Genomic DNA, 14,558 nt, shown 5'->3' with positions numbered 1-14,558 from the left:
CGAGGGCTACTCCAGTAGGCTTCGGACGTGGTCCTGCGAGTTCTCGGGAACGGCCTCCCGAAGCCGATCGGTATCGGTCTCGCCGTCGGCGCTCACGAGGTAGGCCCTCCCGGGGACCGACCCGTAGACGCTCTGAAAGTCGTAGACGAACCCGTAGATCCGCTCGTCGTCCGGGACCTCCTCCGCCCCGACGAGGAACTCGACCTGTCGGCGGACGTTGTACTCGACCAGGCGGTTGATCGTCGTCGCCTCGTCCGTGTCGGGGTCGACGACGCCCTCCTCGAGGGCCTCCTCGACGACCGGAACGAGGAGTTCGATCCCGTTTCGGATCCCCGGGGGTTCCTCGCCCGTCTCGCCGCGGACGGCGTGATACGCGGCCGTGACCGCCCCACAGCCGGTGTGGCCGACGACGGCCGTCGTCCCCGTTTCGGTGTGGACGATCGGGTAGAGCACCGACCCGTCGACGACGAGGTCGCCGTCGTGGCGCTCCCAGACCTGGTTGCCGATGTTGCTCGGGGTGAAGATCCAGCCCGGTTCGTCGGCGCTCCACATCCCCTCCTGGGACACCCTGGAGTCCGAACAGCAGACCGAGACGAGCGCGGGCCGCTGGCCGTCCTGGACGGCGTCGAAGTGACCCTCGGAGAGCGATTCGACGTGCGTGTCGTTCCGTTCGAGCAGCGATTCGATCGAGACTCCCGGCATGTGGTCGACTTCGTCGACGGTCGTGAAATGGCTACCGCAACCGGTCGACCAGTTCTCGTAGCGTCGCCAGGTCGTACTGCCCCGGCGCGGTCGCCTCATCGGGATCGACCGGCGCGTAGCCGATCTTCGAGCCGTAGATCGGTGCGACCGCCCGCGAGTGGCGGCCCGCCTCGCCCATCGCCATCGTCGCGACTCGGTTCCCCTTCCTCGCCAGATCGTAGGTGATCGACAACAGGACGAGGACGTCGCCCGGTTCCTCGGCGCGAACCGCGAGCTTGCCGATATCGCCGTACTCGATCGCCCGTTCGAGCGTCTCGCGCATCTCGTCGGTCCCCGGCGTCCCCTCGAAGTCGTGAGCCGAGGCGATCACGTTCGCCCCGTGATCGCGTGCGTGGGCCGCGGTCTCCTCGGCCGCGCCGGAGTCGAACGCGGCGAGTTCGACGTCGACGGCCTCAACGCTGTCGAACTCGGCGGCGCGAGCCAGGTCGTCGAGGCGGCGTTCCTCCGAGGGTTCGTCCGCTCCGCCACCCTCCCAGTCGGCGCGGTTGGTCGCGATGATCGGGAGGTCGCCGGTGTAGGAGGCGAGTGCGGTCAGCGAATCCGCCGCGAGATCCATGCGGAACTCGACGCAGTCGGCGCGTTCGCGTGCGCGTGGCTCCTCGCCCAGATCGGCCGTCGACGCGGCGAGCGTAAAGGAATCGAAATCGAGGCCCATATTCCGATCGATGAACCGGGCGGCTATTACTCTATGCGATGCCGACGCTCTCCTCGGCTTCGAGGAGTTCGTGATACCGATTGCGGATCGTGACCTCGCTGATGTCGGCGACCTCGCTGACGGCGGCCTGGGTGGTCTTCTCGTTGGTGAGCAACGCGGCGGCGTACACCGCCGCGGCGGCCAGCCCGACGGGCGACTTGCCCGAGTGGACGCCCTTCTCCTTGGCGTTCCGCAGGAGCTGGCGCGCGCGGTGTTCGGCCTCGTCCGAGAGTTCGAGCCCCGATGCGAACCGCGGGACGTAGCTCTCGGGGTCCGCGGGCTGGACCTCCAGCCCGAGTTCCCGGACGACGTAGCGGTAGGTGCGTGCGACCTCGCTCTTCTCGACGCGCGAGACCTCGCTGATCTCGTCGAGGCTGCGGGGAACGCCGGCCTGCCGGGCGGCGGCGTAGACGCTCGCGGTGGCGACGCCCTCGATCGAGCGCCCCGGCAGGAGGTCCTCGTTGAGCGCCCGGCGGTAGATCACGCTCGCGGTCTCCCGGACGTTGTCCGGCAGGCCGAGCGCGCTGGCCATGCGGTCGATCTCGCCGAGCGCCTGCTTGAGGTTGCGTTCCTTCGAATCGCGTGTCCGGAATCGCTCGTTCCACTTTCGGAGGCGCTGCATCTTCTGGCGCTGGCGGCTCCCAAGCGAGTTGCCGTAGGCGTCCTTGTTGCGCCAGTCGATGTTGGTCGAGAGGCCCTTGTCGTGCATGGTGTTGGTCGTCGGGGCCCCCACGCGCGATTTCTGGTCCTTCTCGCGCGAGTCGAACGCGCGCCACTCCGGCCCGCGATCGACCGAATCCTCGGCGACGACGAGTCCGCAGTCCGCACAGACGGTCTCGCCGTGTTCGTCGTCGCTGATCAGCTGGCCGCCGCACTCGGGACAGCTGTACTCCTCGCGTTCTCGCTCCTGTTCGTCCTCGGTCTCGCGCGTTCGTTCTCGGATGTTCTCGCTCATTGGTGGTGAGAGGGCGGACGCTGGCCGGGCAGGGAAACCTGAAAAATCCCGGATCTTCTGATTGAGATGTGGTAAGTCCGAAACTTACTTAAGTATTCCGGTATCGAAATCGCGATCGGCATGACACCCGGTTGTACCGCCCTCCTGGGTGTTTGTAACGAATGATTTAATTAGTGACACACGTCCACGCGGCGGCCCCTCGCAGGCCCCCCTGCCGCCCACCGGCGGGGTGGGTCGGTGTCGGCCACGGGGACGAAGCGCAACCCATCGGGGTTAACCAGCCGTACCAACCCCCCGCACCAGCGGGGGAGTGTCCCCCCGACGATGCAGAAAAACCGCATGGCTGCGGCGGGTTAACCAGTCGTACCAAATCCGCTAAAGGTGATACGTGCATACGTGCTGGCATGAGCACGACCGCGACCGTGAGTAGCCTGAACGAGACCCAACAGCGCATCCTCCAGTACCTGCGCGAGCACGTCGACACCAAGACGTACTTCAAGTCCCGACTCATCGCCGAGGACCTCGGTCTCACGGCGAAGGAGGTTGGCACGAACATGGGGACGCTCCAGACGGGCGACTTCGGCCTCACGGTCGAGAAGTGGGGCTACTCCTCGTCGACGACGTGGATGGTCAGCCAGTAGGTCCCCCCGCACGGGACCGAACGCGAGTCGCTTCGATCGGGCTACTCGCCCCGGTCCATACTCGGCCCGCCGAACTGCCGAATCGGGTCGGACTACGGGTCGTAGCGGATCACCTCGTCGGCCCGATCCGCGAACGTCACCGTCCGGTCGTCGAACGAGTCCGCGTACCGGACCAGAAGCGAGATGAGCGTCTCGGGGCGCTCGACCGCGTACCCGTCCGTTCGAGTGAGAAGCCCCGCCTCCTCGAGATCGGCCGCCGTGTTGCTCACCGTCGCCGTCGAGACGTCGAGGCGCTCGGCGATCGCGCTCCCGGTCGTCGCCGGGTTCGCGAGCAGCGCGAGCACCATCCCGCGGGGCGTCTCCCGGCGGAGGTAGCCGAGCGCCCGCCGCTCGAACGCGGAGAACTTGCCTGTGGGGAAGTACCGGCGGTACTCCCCGTCCATGTGGCTCTCGATCGCGCCCGCGTCGACCAGCCGCCGGAGGTGGTGTTGGGTCTCGCCCGTGCCCAGCGAGAGGTCATCGCGGATCTTCGAGAAGTGCGCACCGGGCGTCGAGGAGACGTAGCCCGCGATCGCAGAGCGGGCGTCGCTGTCGGAACTCGACCCGACGAACGCCGCGAGCGGGCTCGCGGCTCCCAGCGCGGCGAATCGCCGCAGCGTCGTCCGCTTGTCCCGATCGACGGGCTCTCGCCCCGGCTCTGCCATACTACCGGTACATAGCGGAGCCGAGATAAAACAGCTTCGGCCCGTTTCAATCAGTTCGTCTCGGTCTCGGTTTCGAGGTCCTCTCGCTCCTCCTCGCTCTCGAACTCGTCGCTCATCCCGGTGATCACCTCGTCGGGGTCCTGGATGGTGCCCACGTCCTCGCCCTCCTTGATCGCCTGAGCCTCCTGTTCCATCTCCTCGACGTCCAGGTCGGCCTCCTCGTCGATCTGGCCGATCAGCTCGTCGATGTTGTCGAGGCCGAGCATCTGTCGGGTCTCGTCGTCGAACTCGAGGCTGTCGAGCTGTCCCTCGTCGAGCTTCACGTCGCTGCCGGTGAGGTGCTTGCCGTACCGACCCATCAGCGAGGTCAGCTCCTGGGGCAGGACGAACGTGGTCGACTCGCCCTGACCGATCGATTCGAGGGTCTCCATCCCGCGTTCGATGACCGCACGCTCGCCCATCGATTCCGCGGACTTCGCTCTCAGTACCGTGGAGACCGCATCACCCTGCGCCTCGAGGATCTGGCTCTGTTTCTCACCCTGGGCGCGGATGATGTTCGACTGTTTGTCCCCTTCCGCCTTCTCGACGGCCGAGCGGCGTTCGCCCTGCGCCTCGAGGATCATCGCGCGGCGCTTTCGCTCGGCGGAGGTCTGCTGTTCCATCGCGCGCTGGACGTCCTGGCTCGGGTTCACTTCTCGAACTTCGACGCTTTCCACTCGAATGCCCCACTCGTCGGTGGGCTCGTCGAGTTCCTTTCGGATCTTGTTGTTGATCTGCTCGCGCCGACTCAGGGTGTCGTCGAGTTCCATGTCGCCGAGCACGGCTCGAAGGGTCGTCTGGGCGAGGTTCGAGACGGCCCGCTTGTAGTCGTCGACCTCGAGGAAGGCCTTCTTCGCGTCCATCACCTTGATGTAGACGACGGCGTCGGCGGTGACGGGCGAGTTGTCCCGCGTGATGGCCTCCTGTCGGGGCACGTCGAGCGTCTGGGTCCGCATGTCGAATCGGTGTGTCGCGCTGACGAACGGGGGGATGAAGTGGATCCCCGGTTCGAGCAGTTTCCTGTACTCGCCGAAGACCGTCAGGGCGCGTTTCTCCGTCGCGTCGACGATCTCGACCATCTGCCAGACGGTGACGATGGCGAGAAACAGGAGCAACAACGCGACGAACGTGAGCGTGAGCGTCGCCTGCAGCGGTACGGCGGGGATCATATGGAACTGTTGGGATTTATATACCAAAAGGGTTCCCCTAGTCACCGATTCCCTTCCACTACTTCTCGAGGTCGTACTCGGGTTCGCGTTCGGCGTCCTCGTCGTCCGTCACCCGCCCCAGATCGAGTTCGCGGTCGATCTCGTCCTCGACGACGCCCAGCGACTCGACCGTGAGGACGTTGCCGCCGCCGGGGTCGATGACGAACACCTCCTCGCCCTCCTCGATGGTGCCGTCGATCGACCGGGCGGTGTAGTAGGGGTTGAAGCCGCCGGTGAGTTTGACCTGTCCGCCGCTGGGCGTGACCCGTTCGGTGACCCGCCCCGTGCGCCCCCTGAGCGAGTCGGAATCGCTCGTCCGCCCCGCGCCCTTCCCGCCGTAGATGTCGAGTTCGCGGTAGGCGAACAGCGCGACGCCACCCACCAGGAGGACCGTCGCCGCCAGCGCGACCGCGAGCGCCCCGCCGCCGATGAAGGGGCCGAGCGCCAGCCCGACCAGCCCGGCGACGACCAGCGCGACCCCGAGGACGATCAGGTGAGCACCCGGCGCGATCGCCTCCGCGATCGTGAGGATCACCCCGACGACCAGGAGGACGAGCGGCAACGACTCCCCGAGGATCTCTACCATACCACGTGTTGGGACGGGACCCGATTAATGTTTCCGGATCAGATAATTCCCAGCCCGTAGGCGATCGTCCCGATCGCGATGAGCACCCCGAGGACGACGAACGCGACGTTCTCGGGGTTCATCGACTCGGGTTCGATCCGTCGGCGTTCGTCCCCTTCGTCCCCGTCCCCGGCGTCCTCGCCGACCTCCTCGATCGAGTACGTCCACTCCCCGTCGTCACCGTCGCTCGCCATCTCACCGCCCCCTCGCCCAGTCGGGGGCGTCGATTTCGCGGCGTTCGGTCGGGCTCGCGAGTTCGCCCTCGTAGATCACGCCGCGCTCGGCGTCGACGGTCACCGTCGTCCCGTCGGGGACGTCGCTCAGGTCCGCGCCGCTGACCATCGGGATCCCGAGTTCGCGCGCGACCATCGCGGGGTAGCCCGTCATCCCCGAGCGGGCGTCGACGATCGCCGCGATCCCCGAGAGATCGCCCGAGAACTCGCCGTCGAACCCCGGCGGGAGGCTGAGGACCGATCCCTGCTCGACCCCCGCGAGGTCGCCGTCCGGCGTGTGGACGACCGGCCCGCTCGTCCGCCCGGAGACGACGCCGGTCCCCGTCTCGAGCGTCTCGGCGGCGACGTGGACCTTGAGCATGTTCGTCGTGCCCGCGCCCTCGATCTCGCTCATCATCCCCGAGAGCACCACCACGGTGTCGCCGCTCTCGGCGACGCCCGAGTCGAGCGCCGCGTTCACGGCGTTCTCGATGACGGCGTTGGGCCCCTCGTCGGTGAAGGGCGCGTACTGGGCGGCGACGCCCCACGACAGCGCGAGTTGCCGTCGTACGCGCTCGGTGGGCGTCGAGGCGATGACGGGCACGCCCGGCCGGTATTTCGCCATCTTCCGGGCGGTGTACCCCGACTCGCTGGCCGCGACGACCGCGCTCGCGTCGAGGTCGCGCGCGAGGTAGCGCGCCGCGCGGGCCAGCGCCTCGGTCCGCGAGTCGCTCGGCGCGGGCACGCGACTCTCGCGCACCTCGTCGTACTCGTCGCTTCGTTCGACCTGCCGGACGATGCTGCCCATCGTCTCCACGACACGAACGGGGTGGTCGCCGATCGCCGTCTCGCCCGAGAGCATCACCGCGTCGGTGCCGTCGAGGACGGCGTTCGCGACGTCGGAGGCCTCCGCGCGGGTCGGTCTCCGCGAGTGGACCATCGAGTCGAGCATCTCCGTCGCGGTGATGACGGGCGCGCCCGCATCCCGACACGCCCGGATGATGCGTTTCTGGATCATCGGGACGTCCTCCATCGGGCACTCCACTCCGAGGTCGCCCCGGGCGACCATCACGCCGTAGGAGGCCTCGACGATCTCTTGCAAGTTCTCGACGGCCCCGGCGCGCTCGATCTTCGAGACGATCGGGATCGGGTCGCCGAACTCCTCGACCGTCGCGCCGACCTCGTAGATGTCCTCGGCGTCGCGGACGAACGAGGCCGCGACGAAGTCGACCCCCTTCTCGGCGGCGAGTTCGAGGTCCCGGCGGTCCTTCTCGGTGACGACGTCGAGGTCGAGTTCCACGCCCGGGACGTTGACCCCCTTCCGACCCGGCAGGGGGCCACCGCTCTCGACGCGGGCGATCACGACCTCGCCCTCGACCGCCTCGACGGTCGTCTCGATCCGGCCGTCGTCGAGCAGGACCCGGTCGCCGGGTTCGACCCCGGTGATGGGGATCGAGAGACCGACCTCCTCGGGGGTGGCGTCCTCGCCCTCGACGAAGCGCACGCGGGAACCGGCCTCGAGTTCGATCGGCTCCTCTAAGGGGGCGGTGCGGATCTCCGGGCCCTGCGTGTCGAGCATGACCGCCAGCGGCTCCTCCGAGCCCTCGTCGACCTCCTTGACGCGGTCGATCAGTTCGGCGCGGTCCTCGCGGCTGCCGTGGCTCGCGTTGAGCCGTGCGACCGACATCCCCGCGTCGGCCAACTCGCGGATCGTGCGCCGGTCGTCCGATGCCGGCCCGAGCGTACAGACGATCTTCGCGTTTCTCATGGGGGATGTAGACGGCAACCCGGCAAAAAGCCCAACGGTTAGTTCGATCCCGAGTCAACGCTCGGCCGAACGTCTTTCCGTCCGCGCGGCGAACCGACGACCATGCCCACCTACGCCTCGCTGGTCGACGTGGAGGACAGGGAGTTCCAGAACGTCCAGGATCTGGCCTCGCTGTGGGGCGAGGTTCGAACCGAACTCGAACGCTTCGACGTGCGGATCGAGGAGTCCTACGCCGTGCTGGGCGAGTACGACTTCGTCCTGATCCTCGAGGCGCCCGACCGCGACACCGCCTTCCAGGCCGCGCTCACCATCCAGGGCTACGGGCTGGACATGCAGACGATGGAGGTCGCCCCGACCGAGCACTTCGCCGACCTCGTCGAGGACCGCTAGCGGACCTTCGTCCCCGGTTCGCTGTCGCCGAGCGTCGTCAGCAGGTCGGCGTCCTCGCCCGCCGCGAGCAACATTCCGTTACTCTCGACGCCGAACAGCTCCGCGGGTTCGAGGTTGGCGAGGATCACGACCCGGGTGCCGGGCAGCTCCTCCAGATCGTGCAGGCGCTTGATCCCGGCGACGATCTGGCGGGTCTCGACGCCGATATCCACTTCGAGGCGCGCCAGGTCGTCCGCGCCCTCGATCCCCTCCGCGACCTGCACCTCGCCGACGCGGACGTCGAGGTCCTGGAACTCCTCGAACCCGATGCGCTCCTCGGCGAGCGGTTCGAGGTCCACGGACCCGTCCGTTTCGTCCCCGCTTTCTTCGCCTTCGTCCTCGGCCTCCGTGCTCGCGGCGGCGACGCGCTCCGCGAGTTTCCCGTTGAGTTCCTCGACCCGGTCGTCCTCGACCTTCTCGAACAACGCCTCGGGCTCGCCGAACTCCTCGGTCGGGGCTTCGAGACACGCCGCCAGTCGGACGTCGTGGACCGAACCTCCCTCCTCTAGCTGCGCCCAGAGGCGCTCTGCGGCGTTCGGGAGGACGGGTTCGAGGAGGATCGCCGCCGCCTTCGCCAGTTGGACGCAGTCGCGGATGACCCGTGCGGCCTCCTCGCGGTCCTCGTCGACGAGCTTCCACGGCTCGTTGCGCTGGATGTACTCGTTGCCGAAGCGCGAGAGGCGGATCCCCGCCTGGCTGGCCTCGCGCAGCGAGTACTCGTTGATCCCCTCGCGGAACCCCTCGATCGCCCCGTCGATCTCCGCGAGGACCTCCTCGCTGACCTCCGCCTCGGGCGTGCCCTCGAAGTTCCGGTGGGCAAAGAGCAGCGACCGGTAGACGAAGTTGCCGAAGTTGCCCACCAACTCGCCGTTGACCCGCTCCTGGAAGCGCTCCCAGGAGAAGTCGACGTCCTGCTGGAACCCGCCGGTGGTGACGAGGTAGTACCGCAGCAGGTCGGGGTCGAACCCCTCGTCGAGGTAGTCGTCGGCCCATATCGCGCGATTACGCGAGGTCGAGAAGGCCTTCCCGTCGAGGTTGACGAACCCGCTCGCCATCACCGCCCGGGGCTCGTTGTACTCCGCACCTCGGAGCATCGCGGGCCAGAAGACGGTGTGGTGCTGGATGATGTCCCGGCCGATGACGTGGATCAACTCGCCCTCGCCGTCGCGCCACGGTTCGGCCCAGTCGAAGACCTCCTCGCCGGCCCGCTCCGAGTACTGTTTCGTGCTCGCGACGTACTCGATGGGGGCGTCGACCCAGACGTAGAGCACGAGGTCCTCCTTTCCCTCCCCGGGGTAGTCGATCCCCCAGTCCATGTCGCGGGTGATACAGAGGTCCTGGAGGTCGCCCTCGACCCACTCCTTTGGCTGGTTGCGGGCGTTGTCGGTCCCCTCGAGCCGCCCGAGAAAGCCCTTGAGGTACTCCTGGAAGTCAGAGAGCCGGAGGAACTCGTGTTCGCGGGTCCGGTACTCCGCGGGGTTTCCCGTCAGCGTGCTCGTGGGGTTCTCGATCTCGCCGGGCTCTAAATGACGCTGACAGCCCTCGTCGCACTCGTCGCCGCGGGCCTTCGCCCCGCAGTACGGACAGGTCCCCTCGACGTAGCGGTCGGGGAGCGGTTGGTCGACCTCGGGGTCCCACGCCACCTGGATCTCCTTCTCGTAGACGTGGTCGTTCTCGATCCACGTCCGGACGAACTCCCGGGTGAGTTCGGTGTTGGTCGCGTCGTGGGTGTGGCCGTAGTTGTCGAACTCGACGCCGAACTCCGGGAAGGTGGCCTCGTACTTCTCGTGGTACTCGAGGGCGAACTCCTCGGGGGAGATCCCCTGTTTCTCGGCGTTGACCGCGACGGGGGTCCCGTGCATGTCCGAGCCGCTGACGAACGCGGTCTGCTGGCCCAGTCGCCGCAGCGAGCGCGCGAGGGTGTCGCCGCTGACGTACGTGCGCAGGTGACCGATGTGCAGGTCGCCGTTGGCGTAGGGCAGCCCGCAGGTGACCACCGCGGGATGATCCGTCGGATACTCGTCGTGGCTCATGGTTCTCTTTGACTCGTCGCGGGTCCTAAACCCGCCGGTTTCGGCCGTTGATGGTTCCGAACGATCCACAGAACCGCCGGGTTTCGTCCCCCGCGAGAAGCCGTATGACCGGCACGATCGAGGCGTCCACCGGGCGCTATCGGCGCGTTCGTAGGCGCATCGACGGCGACCGTCGGTGAACGATCACGTCCTCCCTACCGGATCGAGGGAGATACGGATTGCTCACTCATCGGTGCTACAGACCAGCGTGGGGCGGTCGGCCCCCATGATCACGTCCTGCGTGACGCTGCCGAAGATCGCCTTGCCGGCCGGGCTTCGCTTGCGACCGGCGACGCAGACGCAGTCGGCGTCGTGGCGCGCCGCGGCGTCCAGGAGCGCGATCGCCGGCTCGCCGCCGATCCCCTCGGTCGTGATCTCGACGCCCGCCCCCTCGAGGATCGAGCGCGCCTCGTCGACGGCGTCGACCGACTCGATGTCGCCGCCCTCGCCCCCGAAGACGTGGACGAGGATCGCGTTGATCTCCTCGCTCCCCGGCAGATCCGCGATCGCCGCCCCCTGCGTGCGCGCGCGTTCGACGTCCGTGTCCACGCCGACGATGATGTCGTACATACGGGACCCTCTACTGGCTACAGCGGCTTACCGGTACCTGTCGAGATCGACGAGGAAGCGTTCGAGGATCGCGCGCGTGACGTGGGGCATACAGACCACGCGGAGCTCCCCGCGGCCGGTCCGCGAGATCCGCCAGCCCGCCCCCCGGAGCGCCTCGAAGAGTTCCTCGGAGATATCGGCGGCGACGACCGGGAGTTCGGGGTCGACCACCGGGAAGCCCCGTCGCGACAGCTCCCCGGCGAGCCACTCGGCGTCGGCCCGCGCGCGCTCGTAGGTCTCGCGATAGCCGTCGGGCCACAGCGCCTCGCAGGCCGCGACCGTGCTCGCGACGCCCGCCCCGCTTCGCGTGCCCGTCAGGCTCGCCTGACTCGCCGATTCGAGGTACGGCGTCTCGACGGCCAGCGCGTCGAGGGTCTCCCGGTCGCGGACGAGAAAGCCCCCCGCGGGGATCGCCGCCCGCCCGACCTTGTGGGGGTCGATCGTCATCGAGTCGATGTCGGCATCGGAGAAATCCCAGTCGTGGTCGGTAAAGGGGAGTAGAAACCCGCCCCACGCCGCGTCGACGTGGGTCCGGGCCCCGACCGAGCGGGCGATCCCCGCGAGTTCGGGGATCGGGTCGACCCGGCCGTACTCGGTGGTGCCGGCGATTCCGACAACGAGCGCCGTCCGTTCGTCGACCGCGGCCTCGACCGCCGCGAGGTCCGCCCGCCCGTCCTCCGTGGGGACGAGTCGCAACTCGACGTCGAGCAGTCCGGCGGCCTTCCGGAGGCTGAAGTGGGCGCTCTCGGAGGCGACGACGTTCACGCCGTCACTCCCGGCGCTCCCCTCGGCGAGGTTCCTCGCGGCGCGAACGGCTTGAATGTTGGCCTCGGTGCCGCCGCTCGCGACGTAGCCCGTGGGATCGTCGAGTCCGGTGATCTCGCCGAGATAGCCGATCGCTTCGGCTTCGAGATCCGCGACGGCGGGGTAGCTCGCGGGATCGCCGGGGTTCGTCGCGAGGAACCGCTCTGCGGCCCGGCGAGCCGCGGGGTGGGGCTCCGTACACATCGAGGAGAGCACCCGGTCGAACGACTGCGGCGTCCTGCCCCCTGCCCGTTGCATACCCTCCCTGTCCGAGCGAGGCGCTTATCCGTTCCGTTCCGTTTTCGGCGCCGATTCCCGCTGGGTTCTATACTCCTTGCTCCATACGGCAGCGCGACTAACGACGTTTCGGCGGTACTGGAAGATGCAATGACACTATTCGACGACGGCGAGACCGACTCGGATGAGATGGAAGCGGAAACGGAGATGCCCACCGGAGGGTTCGACCCGATGTCGGACCCGGTCGCGCTGGGAGCGGCCGCGTCGGTCGCGCTCTCGTGGCTCCTGTTCTACGGCAAGGGGGACAAAGAACAGGGGCTGTTCGTCGGCCTGTGGGCGCCGACGCTGCTCGGTGCCGCGAGCTACATGAAGCAGATGCGCCTCGCCGAGAAACTCGAGAAGGGCCTTCGATTCCAGTAGATCGAGCGACGATAGGTCGCGACCGTTTTCCTACCGGATCGAGTCCAACAGCAGCTTCTGCTCGACGCGTTTTGCCTCGTGTTGGACGTCCCGCACCGCGTCGATGTTCGCGCTGATCGAACTCACGCCCGTGTTGACCAGGTGCTGGACCATCCGCGGTTTCGAGCCGGCCTGCCCGCAGATGCTCGTCTTCACGCCGTGGTCCCGGCAGGTCTCGATGGTACTCTCGATCAGCTCCAGCACGGCGGGATGGAGTTCGTCGAACCGGCCGGCGACGTTCTCGTTGTTGCGATCGACGGCGAGGGTGTACTGGGTGAGGTCGTTGGTTCCGAAGGATGCGAAGTCGATGCCGGCCTCCGCCATCCCCTCGACCGAGAGCGCGCTCGCGGGCGTCTCGATCATCACGCCCCACGACCGCCGGTCGGTGTCGATCCCCGCCTCCTCCATCAGCCGGCGGGCGGCGTGGACGTCGGTCGCGTCATTTACTAACGGAAACATGACCTCGACGTTGTCGTAGCCCATCTCGTAGAGGCGCTTGAACGCCCGAAGCTCGTACGCGAAGACGTCCGGCCGGTCGAGGCTGCGGCGGATTCCCCGGTAGCCGAGCATCGGGTTGTGTTCGTGGGGCTCGTCTTCCCCGCCCTCCAGTTGGCGGAACTCGTCGGTCGGGGCGTCGAGGGTTCGGACCCTGACGGGCCGCGGGTAGAACTCGTCGGCCACCGTTCGAACGCCGCTCACGATCTCGTCGACGTAGGCCTTCTCGCCGTTCTCGGCGACGAACTTCTGGGGCGTCTTCCCCAGCGAGAGGATCATGTGCTCGATCCGCAGGAGGCCCACGCCGTCCGCGCCGGTCGCCGCGGCCCGTTCCGCGGCCTCGGGAATCGAGACGTTGACCTTCACCTCGGTGGCGGTCATCGGCTTGACCGGCGTTTCGGGCCTGACCGACTCGACGGGTTCGTGTTCGGGCTCGTCGCTCGCCTTACCGGCCTCGACGCTGCCGCGCTCGCCGTCGATGGTGATCTGCTGGCCGTCCTCGATGACCGTGGTGGCGTTGCTCGTCCCGACGACGGCGGGGACGCCGAGTTCTCTAGAAACGATCGCGGCGTGCGAGGTCATCCCGCCCTCGTCGGTGACGATCCCCGAGGCACGCTTCATCGCGGGCACCATGTCGGGGGTCGTCATCTGGGTGACGATGATGTCGCCCTTCTCGACCTTGTCGAGCTGGTCGAGCTTGGTGACGATCCGCGCGGCGCCGCTCGCCCGGCCGGGGCTCGATCCCAGCCCGTGGACGAGTTCCTCGCCGTCGTTTTCGTCGCTCCCCTCTCGCTCGTCGTACTCCATCGACCCCCCGTTGCCGTCGGCGATCCCCTTCATCAGCTCGGATTCCGCCTCCTCGTTCGCGCTGTCGCTGATCGTCGTGATCGGGCGGGACTGGAGCATGAACACCTCCCCCTCGACGATCGCCCACTCGACATCCTGTGGCGTGCCGTAGTGGTCCTCGACGCGCTCGCCGAGTTCGATCAGTTCGGCGATCTCGGCGTCTTCGAGCACGCGCGCCTCGCGCTTCCCCTCGGGGACCTCCTCTTCCACCGTTTCGCCCGTCTCCTCGTCGCGGACGCACTGGAGCTTCTTCGTGGCGATCGTCTCCTCCTCGATCTCGCCGCTCTCGCGGTCGACGACGTAGTTATCCGGAGACACGGAGCCCGAAACGACCGCCTCGCCGAGCCCCCACGCGGCCTCGAGGATGATGCGCGGGTCGCCCGTCGAGGGGTGGCTCGTGAACATCACGCCGCTTTTCTCGGCGTCGACCATCCGCTGGACGACGACCGCGATATTGACCTCCTCGCTGTCGAAGCCCTGCTGTTTGCGGTAGTAGATCGCCCGCTGGGTGAACAGCGAGGCCCAACACTCCTTGACGCGCTCTAAGAGGTCCTCGCCGGTGACGTTGAGGAAGGTCTCCTGCTGGCCGGCAAAGGAGGCGTCGGGGAGGTCCTCGGCGGTCGCGGACGACCGGACGGCGACGAACGGGTCGTCCTCGAACTCGGCGTAGGCCGCGAGGATCTCCTCGCGCAACTCGTCGGGAAACGGGGTCTCGAGGATGAGTTCGTTCGCACGCTCCTGTGCGCCCGCGAGCGCCTTCGAGTCCTCGACGTCGACGTCGACGGCCTCGTGGATCTCGTCTGCGATCCCGGCGTTCTCGATGAACTCGCGGTAGGTCCCCGCGGTGACGATGAACGCGGGCGGAACGGGCAGTCCCGCGCCCGTCAACTCGCCGAGCGAGGCGCCCTTCCCGCCGACGGTCTCGATGTCGTCCGCGCCGATCTCCGCGAGCCAGCGTACTGCCATTTACGTCCGGATCGACACCGAGGCGAGTAAAGA

Annotated in this window: 15 protein-coding genes; 3 read left to right on the top strand and 12 right to left on the bottom strand. The window is 67.7% G+C overall.

All coding sequences use genetic code 11. The features are described from left to right. Positions 1-6: 6 nt before the first annotated feature. From QRT08_RS07135 to QRT08_RS07125, 3 genes are read right to left on the bottom strand one after another with little or no spacing between them, the layout of a single operon-like run. A complete protein-coding gene (locus tag QRT08_RS07135; protein ID WP_286045243.1) occupies positions 7-702 on the bottom strand; it encodes a carbonic anhydrase in 696 nt (231 codons plus the stop codon). A 31-nt stretch (positions 703-733) separates the two neighbouring features. Further along, the gene (locus QRT08_RS07130; protein ID WP_286045242.1) at positions 734-1,417 is read right to left on the bottom strand and encodes a type I 3-dehydroquinate dehydratase; all 684 of its coding nucleotides are present in this window, start codon (positions 1,415-1,417) and stop codon (positions 734-736) included. Positions 1,418-1,448: 31 nt separating this feature from the next. Beyond that, positions 1,449-2,411, bottom strand: coding sequence for a transcription initiation factor IIB (locus QRT08_RS07125; RefSeq protein ID WP_286045241.1), 963 nt, complete (start codon positions 2,409-2,411; stop codon positions 1,449-1,451). A 404-nt stretch (positions 2,412-2,815) separates the two neighbouring features. Between QRT08_RS07125 and QRT08_RS07120 the strand changes: the two genes are divergently transcribed. Next, positions 2,816-3,052, top strand: coding sequence for a DUF7123 family protein (locus QRT08_RS07120; protein ID WP_286045240.1), 237 nt, complete (start codon positions 2,816-2,818; stop codon positions 3,050-3,052). 92 nt (positions 3,053-3,144) lie between these two features. Here QRT08_RS07120 and QRT08_RS07115 read toward each other — a convergent pair whose 3' ends face one another. Genes QRT08_RS07115 through pyk form a run of 5 tightly spaced genes read right to left on the bottom strand, consistent with a single transcriptional unit; the run spans position 3,145 to position 7,608 of the window. Beyond that, the gene (locus QRT08_RS07115; protein WP_286045239.1) at positions 3,145-3,756 is read right to left on the bottom strand and encodes a winged helix-turn-helix transcriptional regulator; all 612 of its coding nucleotides are present in this window, start codon (positions 3,754-3,756) and stop codon (positions 3,145-3,147) included. A gap of 50 nt (positions 3,757-3,806) precedes the next feature. Continuing rightward, on the bottom strand, positions 3,807-4,964 hold the full coding sequence (locus QRT08_RS07110; RefSeq protein ID WP_286045238.1) for an SPFH domain-containing protein: 1,158 nt from the start codon (positions 4,962-4,964) through the stop codon (positions 3,807-3,809). A gap of 58 nt (positions 4,965-5,022) precedes the next feature. Then, entirely contained in the window at positions 5,023-5,589 is a 567-nt protein-coding gene (locus QRT08_RS07105) for an NfeD family protein (RefSeq protein ID WP_286045237.1), read from the bottom strand. Between the two features lie 38 nt (positions 5,590-5,627). After that, on the bottom strand, positions 5,628-5,822 hold the full coding sequence (locus tag QRT08_RS07100; protein WP_286045236.1) for a DUF7312 domain-containing protein: 195 nt from the start codon (positions 5,820-5,822) through the stop codon (positions 5,628-5,630). Position 5,823: 1 nt separating this feature from the next. Then, positions 5,824-7,608 (bottom strand): pyruvate kinase, encoded by a 1,785-nt coding sequence (gene pyk / locus QRT08_RS07095; protein WP_286045235.1) that lies wholly within the window; start codon positions 7,606-7,608, stop codon positions 5,824-5,826. A 102-nt stretch (positions 7,609-7,710) separates the two neighbouring features. On the opposite strand from pyk, the gene QRT08_RS07090 reads away from it, so the two are divergent. After that, positions 7,711-7,998, top strand: a complete 288-nt coding sequence (locus tag QRT08_RS07090) for a GYD domain-containing protein (protein ID WP_286045234.1) — start codon at positions 7,711-7,713, stop codon at positions 7,996-7,998. Here QRT08_RS07090 and metG read toward each other — a convergent pair. The 3 genes from metG to mfnA form a co-directional block, all read right to left on the bottom strand. Then, a complete protein-coding gene (gene metG, locus QRT08_RS07085; RefSeq protein ID WP_286045233.1) occupies positions 7,995-10,070 on the bottom strand; it encodes a methionine--tRNA ligase in 2,076 nt (691 codons plus the stop codon). The two genes, QRT08_RS07090 and metG, sit on opposite strands and share 4 nt — an antisense overlap. 222 nt (positions 10,071-10,292) lie before the next feature. Continuing rightward, positions 10,293-10,679: a universal stress protein gene (locus tag QRT08_RS07080; RefSeq protein WP_286045232.1), complete on the bottom strand. Its 387-nt coding sequence runs from the start codon at positions 10,677-10,679 to the stop codon at positions 10,293-10,295. Positions 10,680-10,706: 27 nt separating this feature from the next. Next, positions 10,707-11,780, bottom strand: coding sequence for a tyrosine decarboxylase MfnA (mfnA, locus tag QRT08_RS07075; RefSeq protein ID WP_286045231.1), 1,074 nt, complete (start codon positions 11,778-11,780; stop codon positions 10,707-10,709). Between the two features lie 129 nt (positions 11,781-11,909). Between mfnA and QRT08_RS07070 the strand changes: the two genes are divergently transcribed. After that, positions 11,910-12,179, top strand: coding sequence for a hypothetical protein (locus QRT08_RS07070; RefSeq protein WP_286045230.1), 270 nt, complete (start codon positions 11,910-11,912; stop codon positions 12,177-12,179). Between the two features lie 30 nt (positions 12,180-12,209). Here QRT08_RS07070 and ppsA read toward each other — a convergent pair whose 3' ends face one another. After that, positions 12,210-14,525, bottom strand: coding sequence for a phosphoenolpyruvate synthase (ppsA, locus tag QRT08_RS07065; RefSeq protein ID WP_286045229.1), 2,316 nt, complete (start codon positions 14,523-14,525; stop codon positions 12,210-12,212). Positions 14,526-14,558 lie beyond the last annotated feature (33 nt).

Origin of the sequence: Halalkalicoccus sp. NIPERK01 (genome assembly GCF_030287405.1) — an archaeon.
Classification (GTDB): Archaea; Halobacteriota; Halobacteria; order Halobacteriales; family Halalkalicoccaceae; genus Halalkalicoccus.
This window is presented reverse-complemented; position numbering and strand designations above follow the sequence as displayed.

What these genes read in the sequence shown, in the direction of transcription:
- QRT08_RS07100 (WP_286045236.1), bottom strand. Translation starts at nt 5,822, where the DNA reads ATGGCGAGCGACGGTGACGACGGGGAGTGGACGTACTCGATCGAGGAG.
- QRT08_RS07135 (WP_286045243.1), bottom strand. Translation starts at nt 702, where the DNA reads ATGCCGGGAGTCTCGATCGAATCGCTGCTCGAACGGAACGACACGCAC.
- QRT08_RS07080 (WP_286045232.1), bottom strand. Translation starts at nt 10,679, where the DNA reads ATGTACGACATCATCGTCGGCGTGGACACGGACGTCGAACGCGCGCGC.
- QRT08_RS07105 (WP_286045237.1), bottom strand. Translation starts at nt 5,589, where the DNA reads ATGGTAGAGATCCTCGGGGAGTCGTTGCCGCTCGTCCTCCTGGTCGTC.
- QRT08_RS07115 (WP_286045239.1), bottom strand. Translation starts at nt 3,756, where the DNA reads ATGGCAGAGCCGGGGCGAGAGCCCGTCGATCGGGACAAGCGGACGACG.
- pyk (WP_286045235.1), bottom strand. Translation starts at nt 7,608, where the DNA reads ATGAGAAACGCGAAGATCGTCTGTACGCTCGGGCCGGCATCGGACGAC.
- QRT08_RS07110 (WP_286045238.1), bottom strand. Translation starts at nt 4,964, where the DNA reads ATGATCCCCGCCGTACCGCTGCAGGCGACGCTCACGCTCACGTTCGTC.
- metG (WP_286045233.1), bottom strand. Translation starts at nt 10,070, where the DNA reads ATGAGCCACGACGAGTATCCGACGGATCATCCCGCGGTGGTCACCTGC.
- mfnA (WP_286045231.1), bottom strand. Translation starts at nt 11,780, where the DNA reads ATGCAACGGGCAGGGGGCAGGACGCCGCAGTCGTTCGACCGGGTGCTC.
- QRT08_RS07125 (WP_286045241.1), bottom strand. Translation starts at nt 2,411, where the DNA reads ATGAGCGAGAACATCCGAGAACGAACGCGCGAGACCGAGGACGAACAG.
- ppsA (WP_286045229.1), bottom strand. Translation starts at nt 14,525, where the DNA reads ATGGCAGTACGCTGGCTCGCGGAGATCGGCGCGGACGACATCGAGACC.
- QRT08_RS07070 (WP_286045230.1), top strand. Translation starts at nt 11,910, where the DNA reads ATGACACTATTCGACGACGGCGAGACCGACTCGGATGAGATGGAAGCG.
- QRT08_RS07120 (WP_286045240.1), top strand. Translation starts at nt 2,816, where the DNA reads ATGAGCACGACCGCGACCGTGAGTAGCCTGAACGAGACCCAACAGCGC.
- QRT08_RS07090 (WP_286045234.1), top strand. Translation starts at nt 7,711, where the DNA reads ATGCCCACCTACGCCTCGCTGGTCGACGTGGAGGACAGGGAGTTCCAG.
- QRT08_RS07130 (WP_286045242.1), bottom strand. Translation starts at nt 1,417, where the DNA reads ATGGGCCTCGATTTCGATTCCTTTACGCTCGCCGCGTCGACGGCCGAT.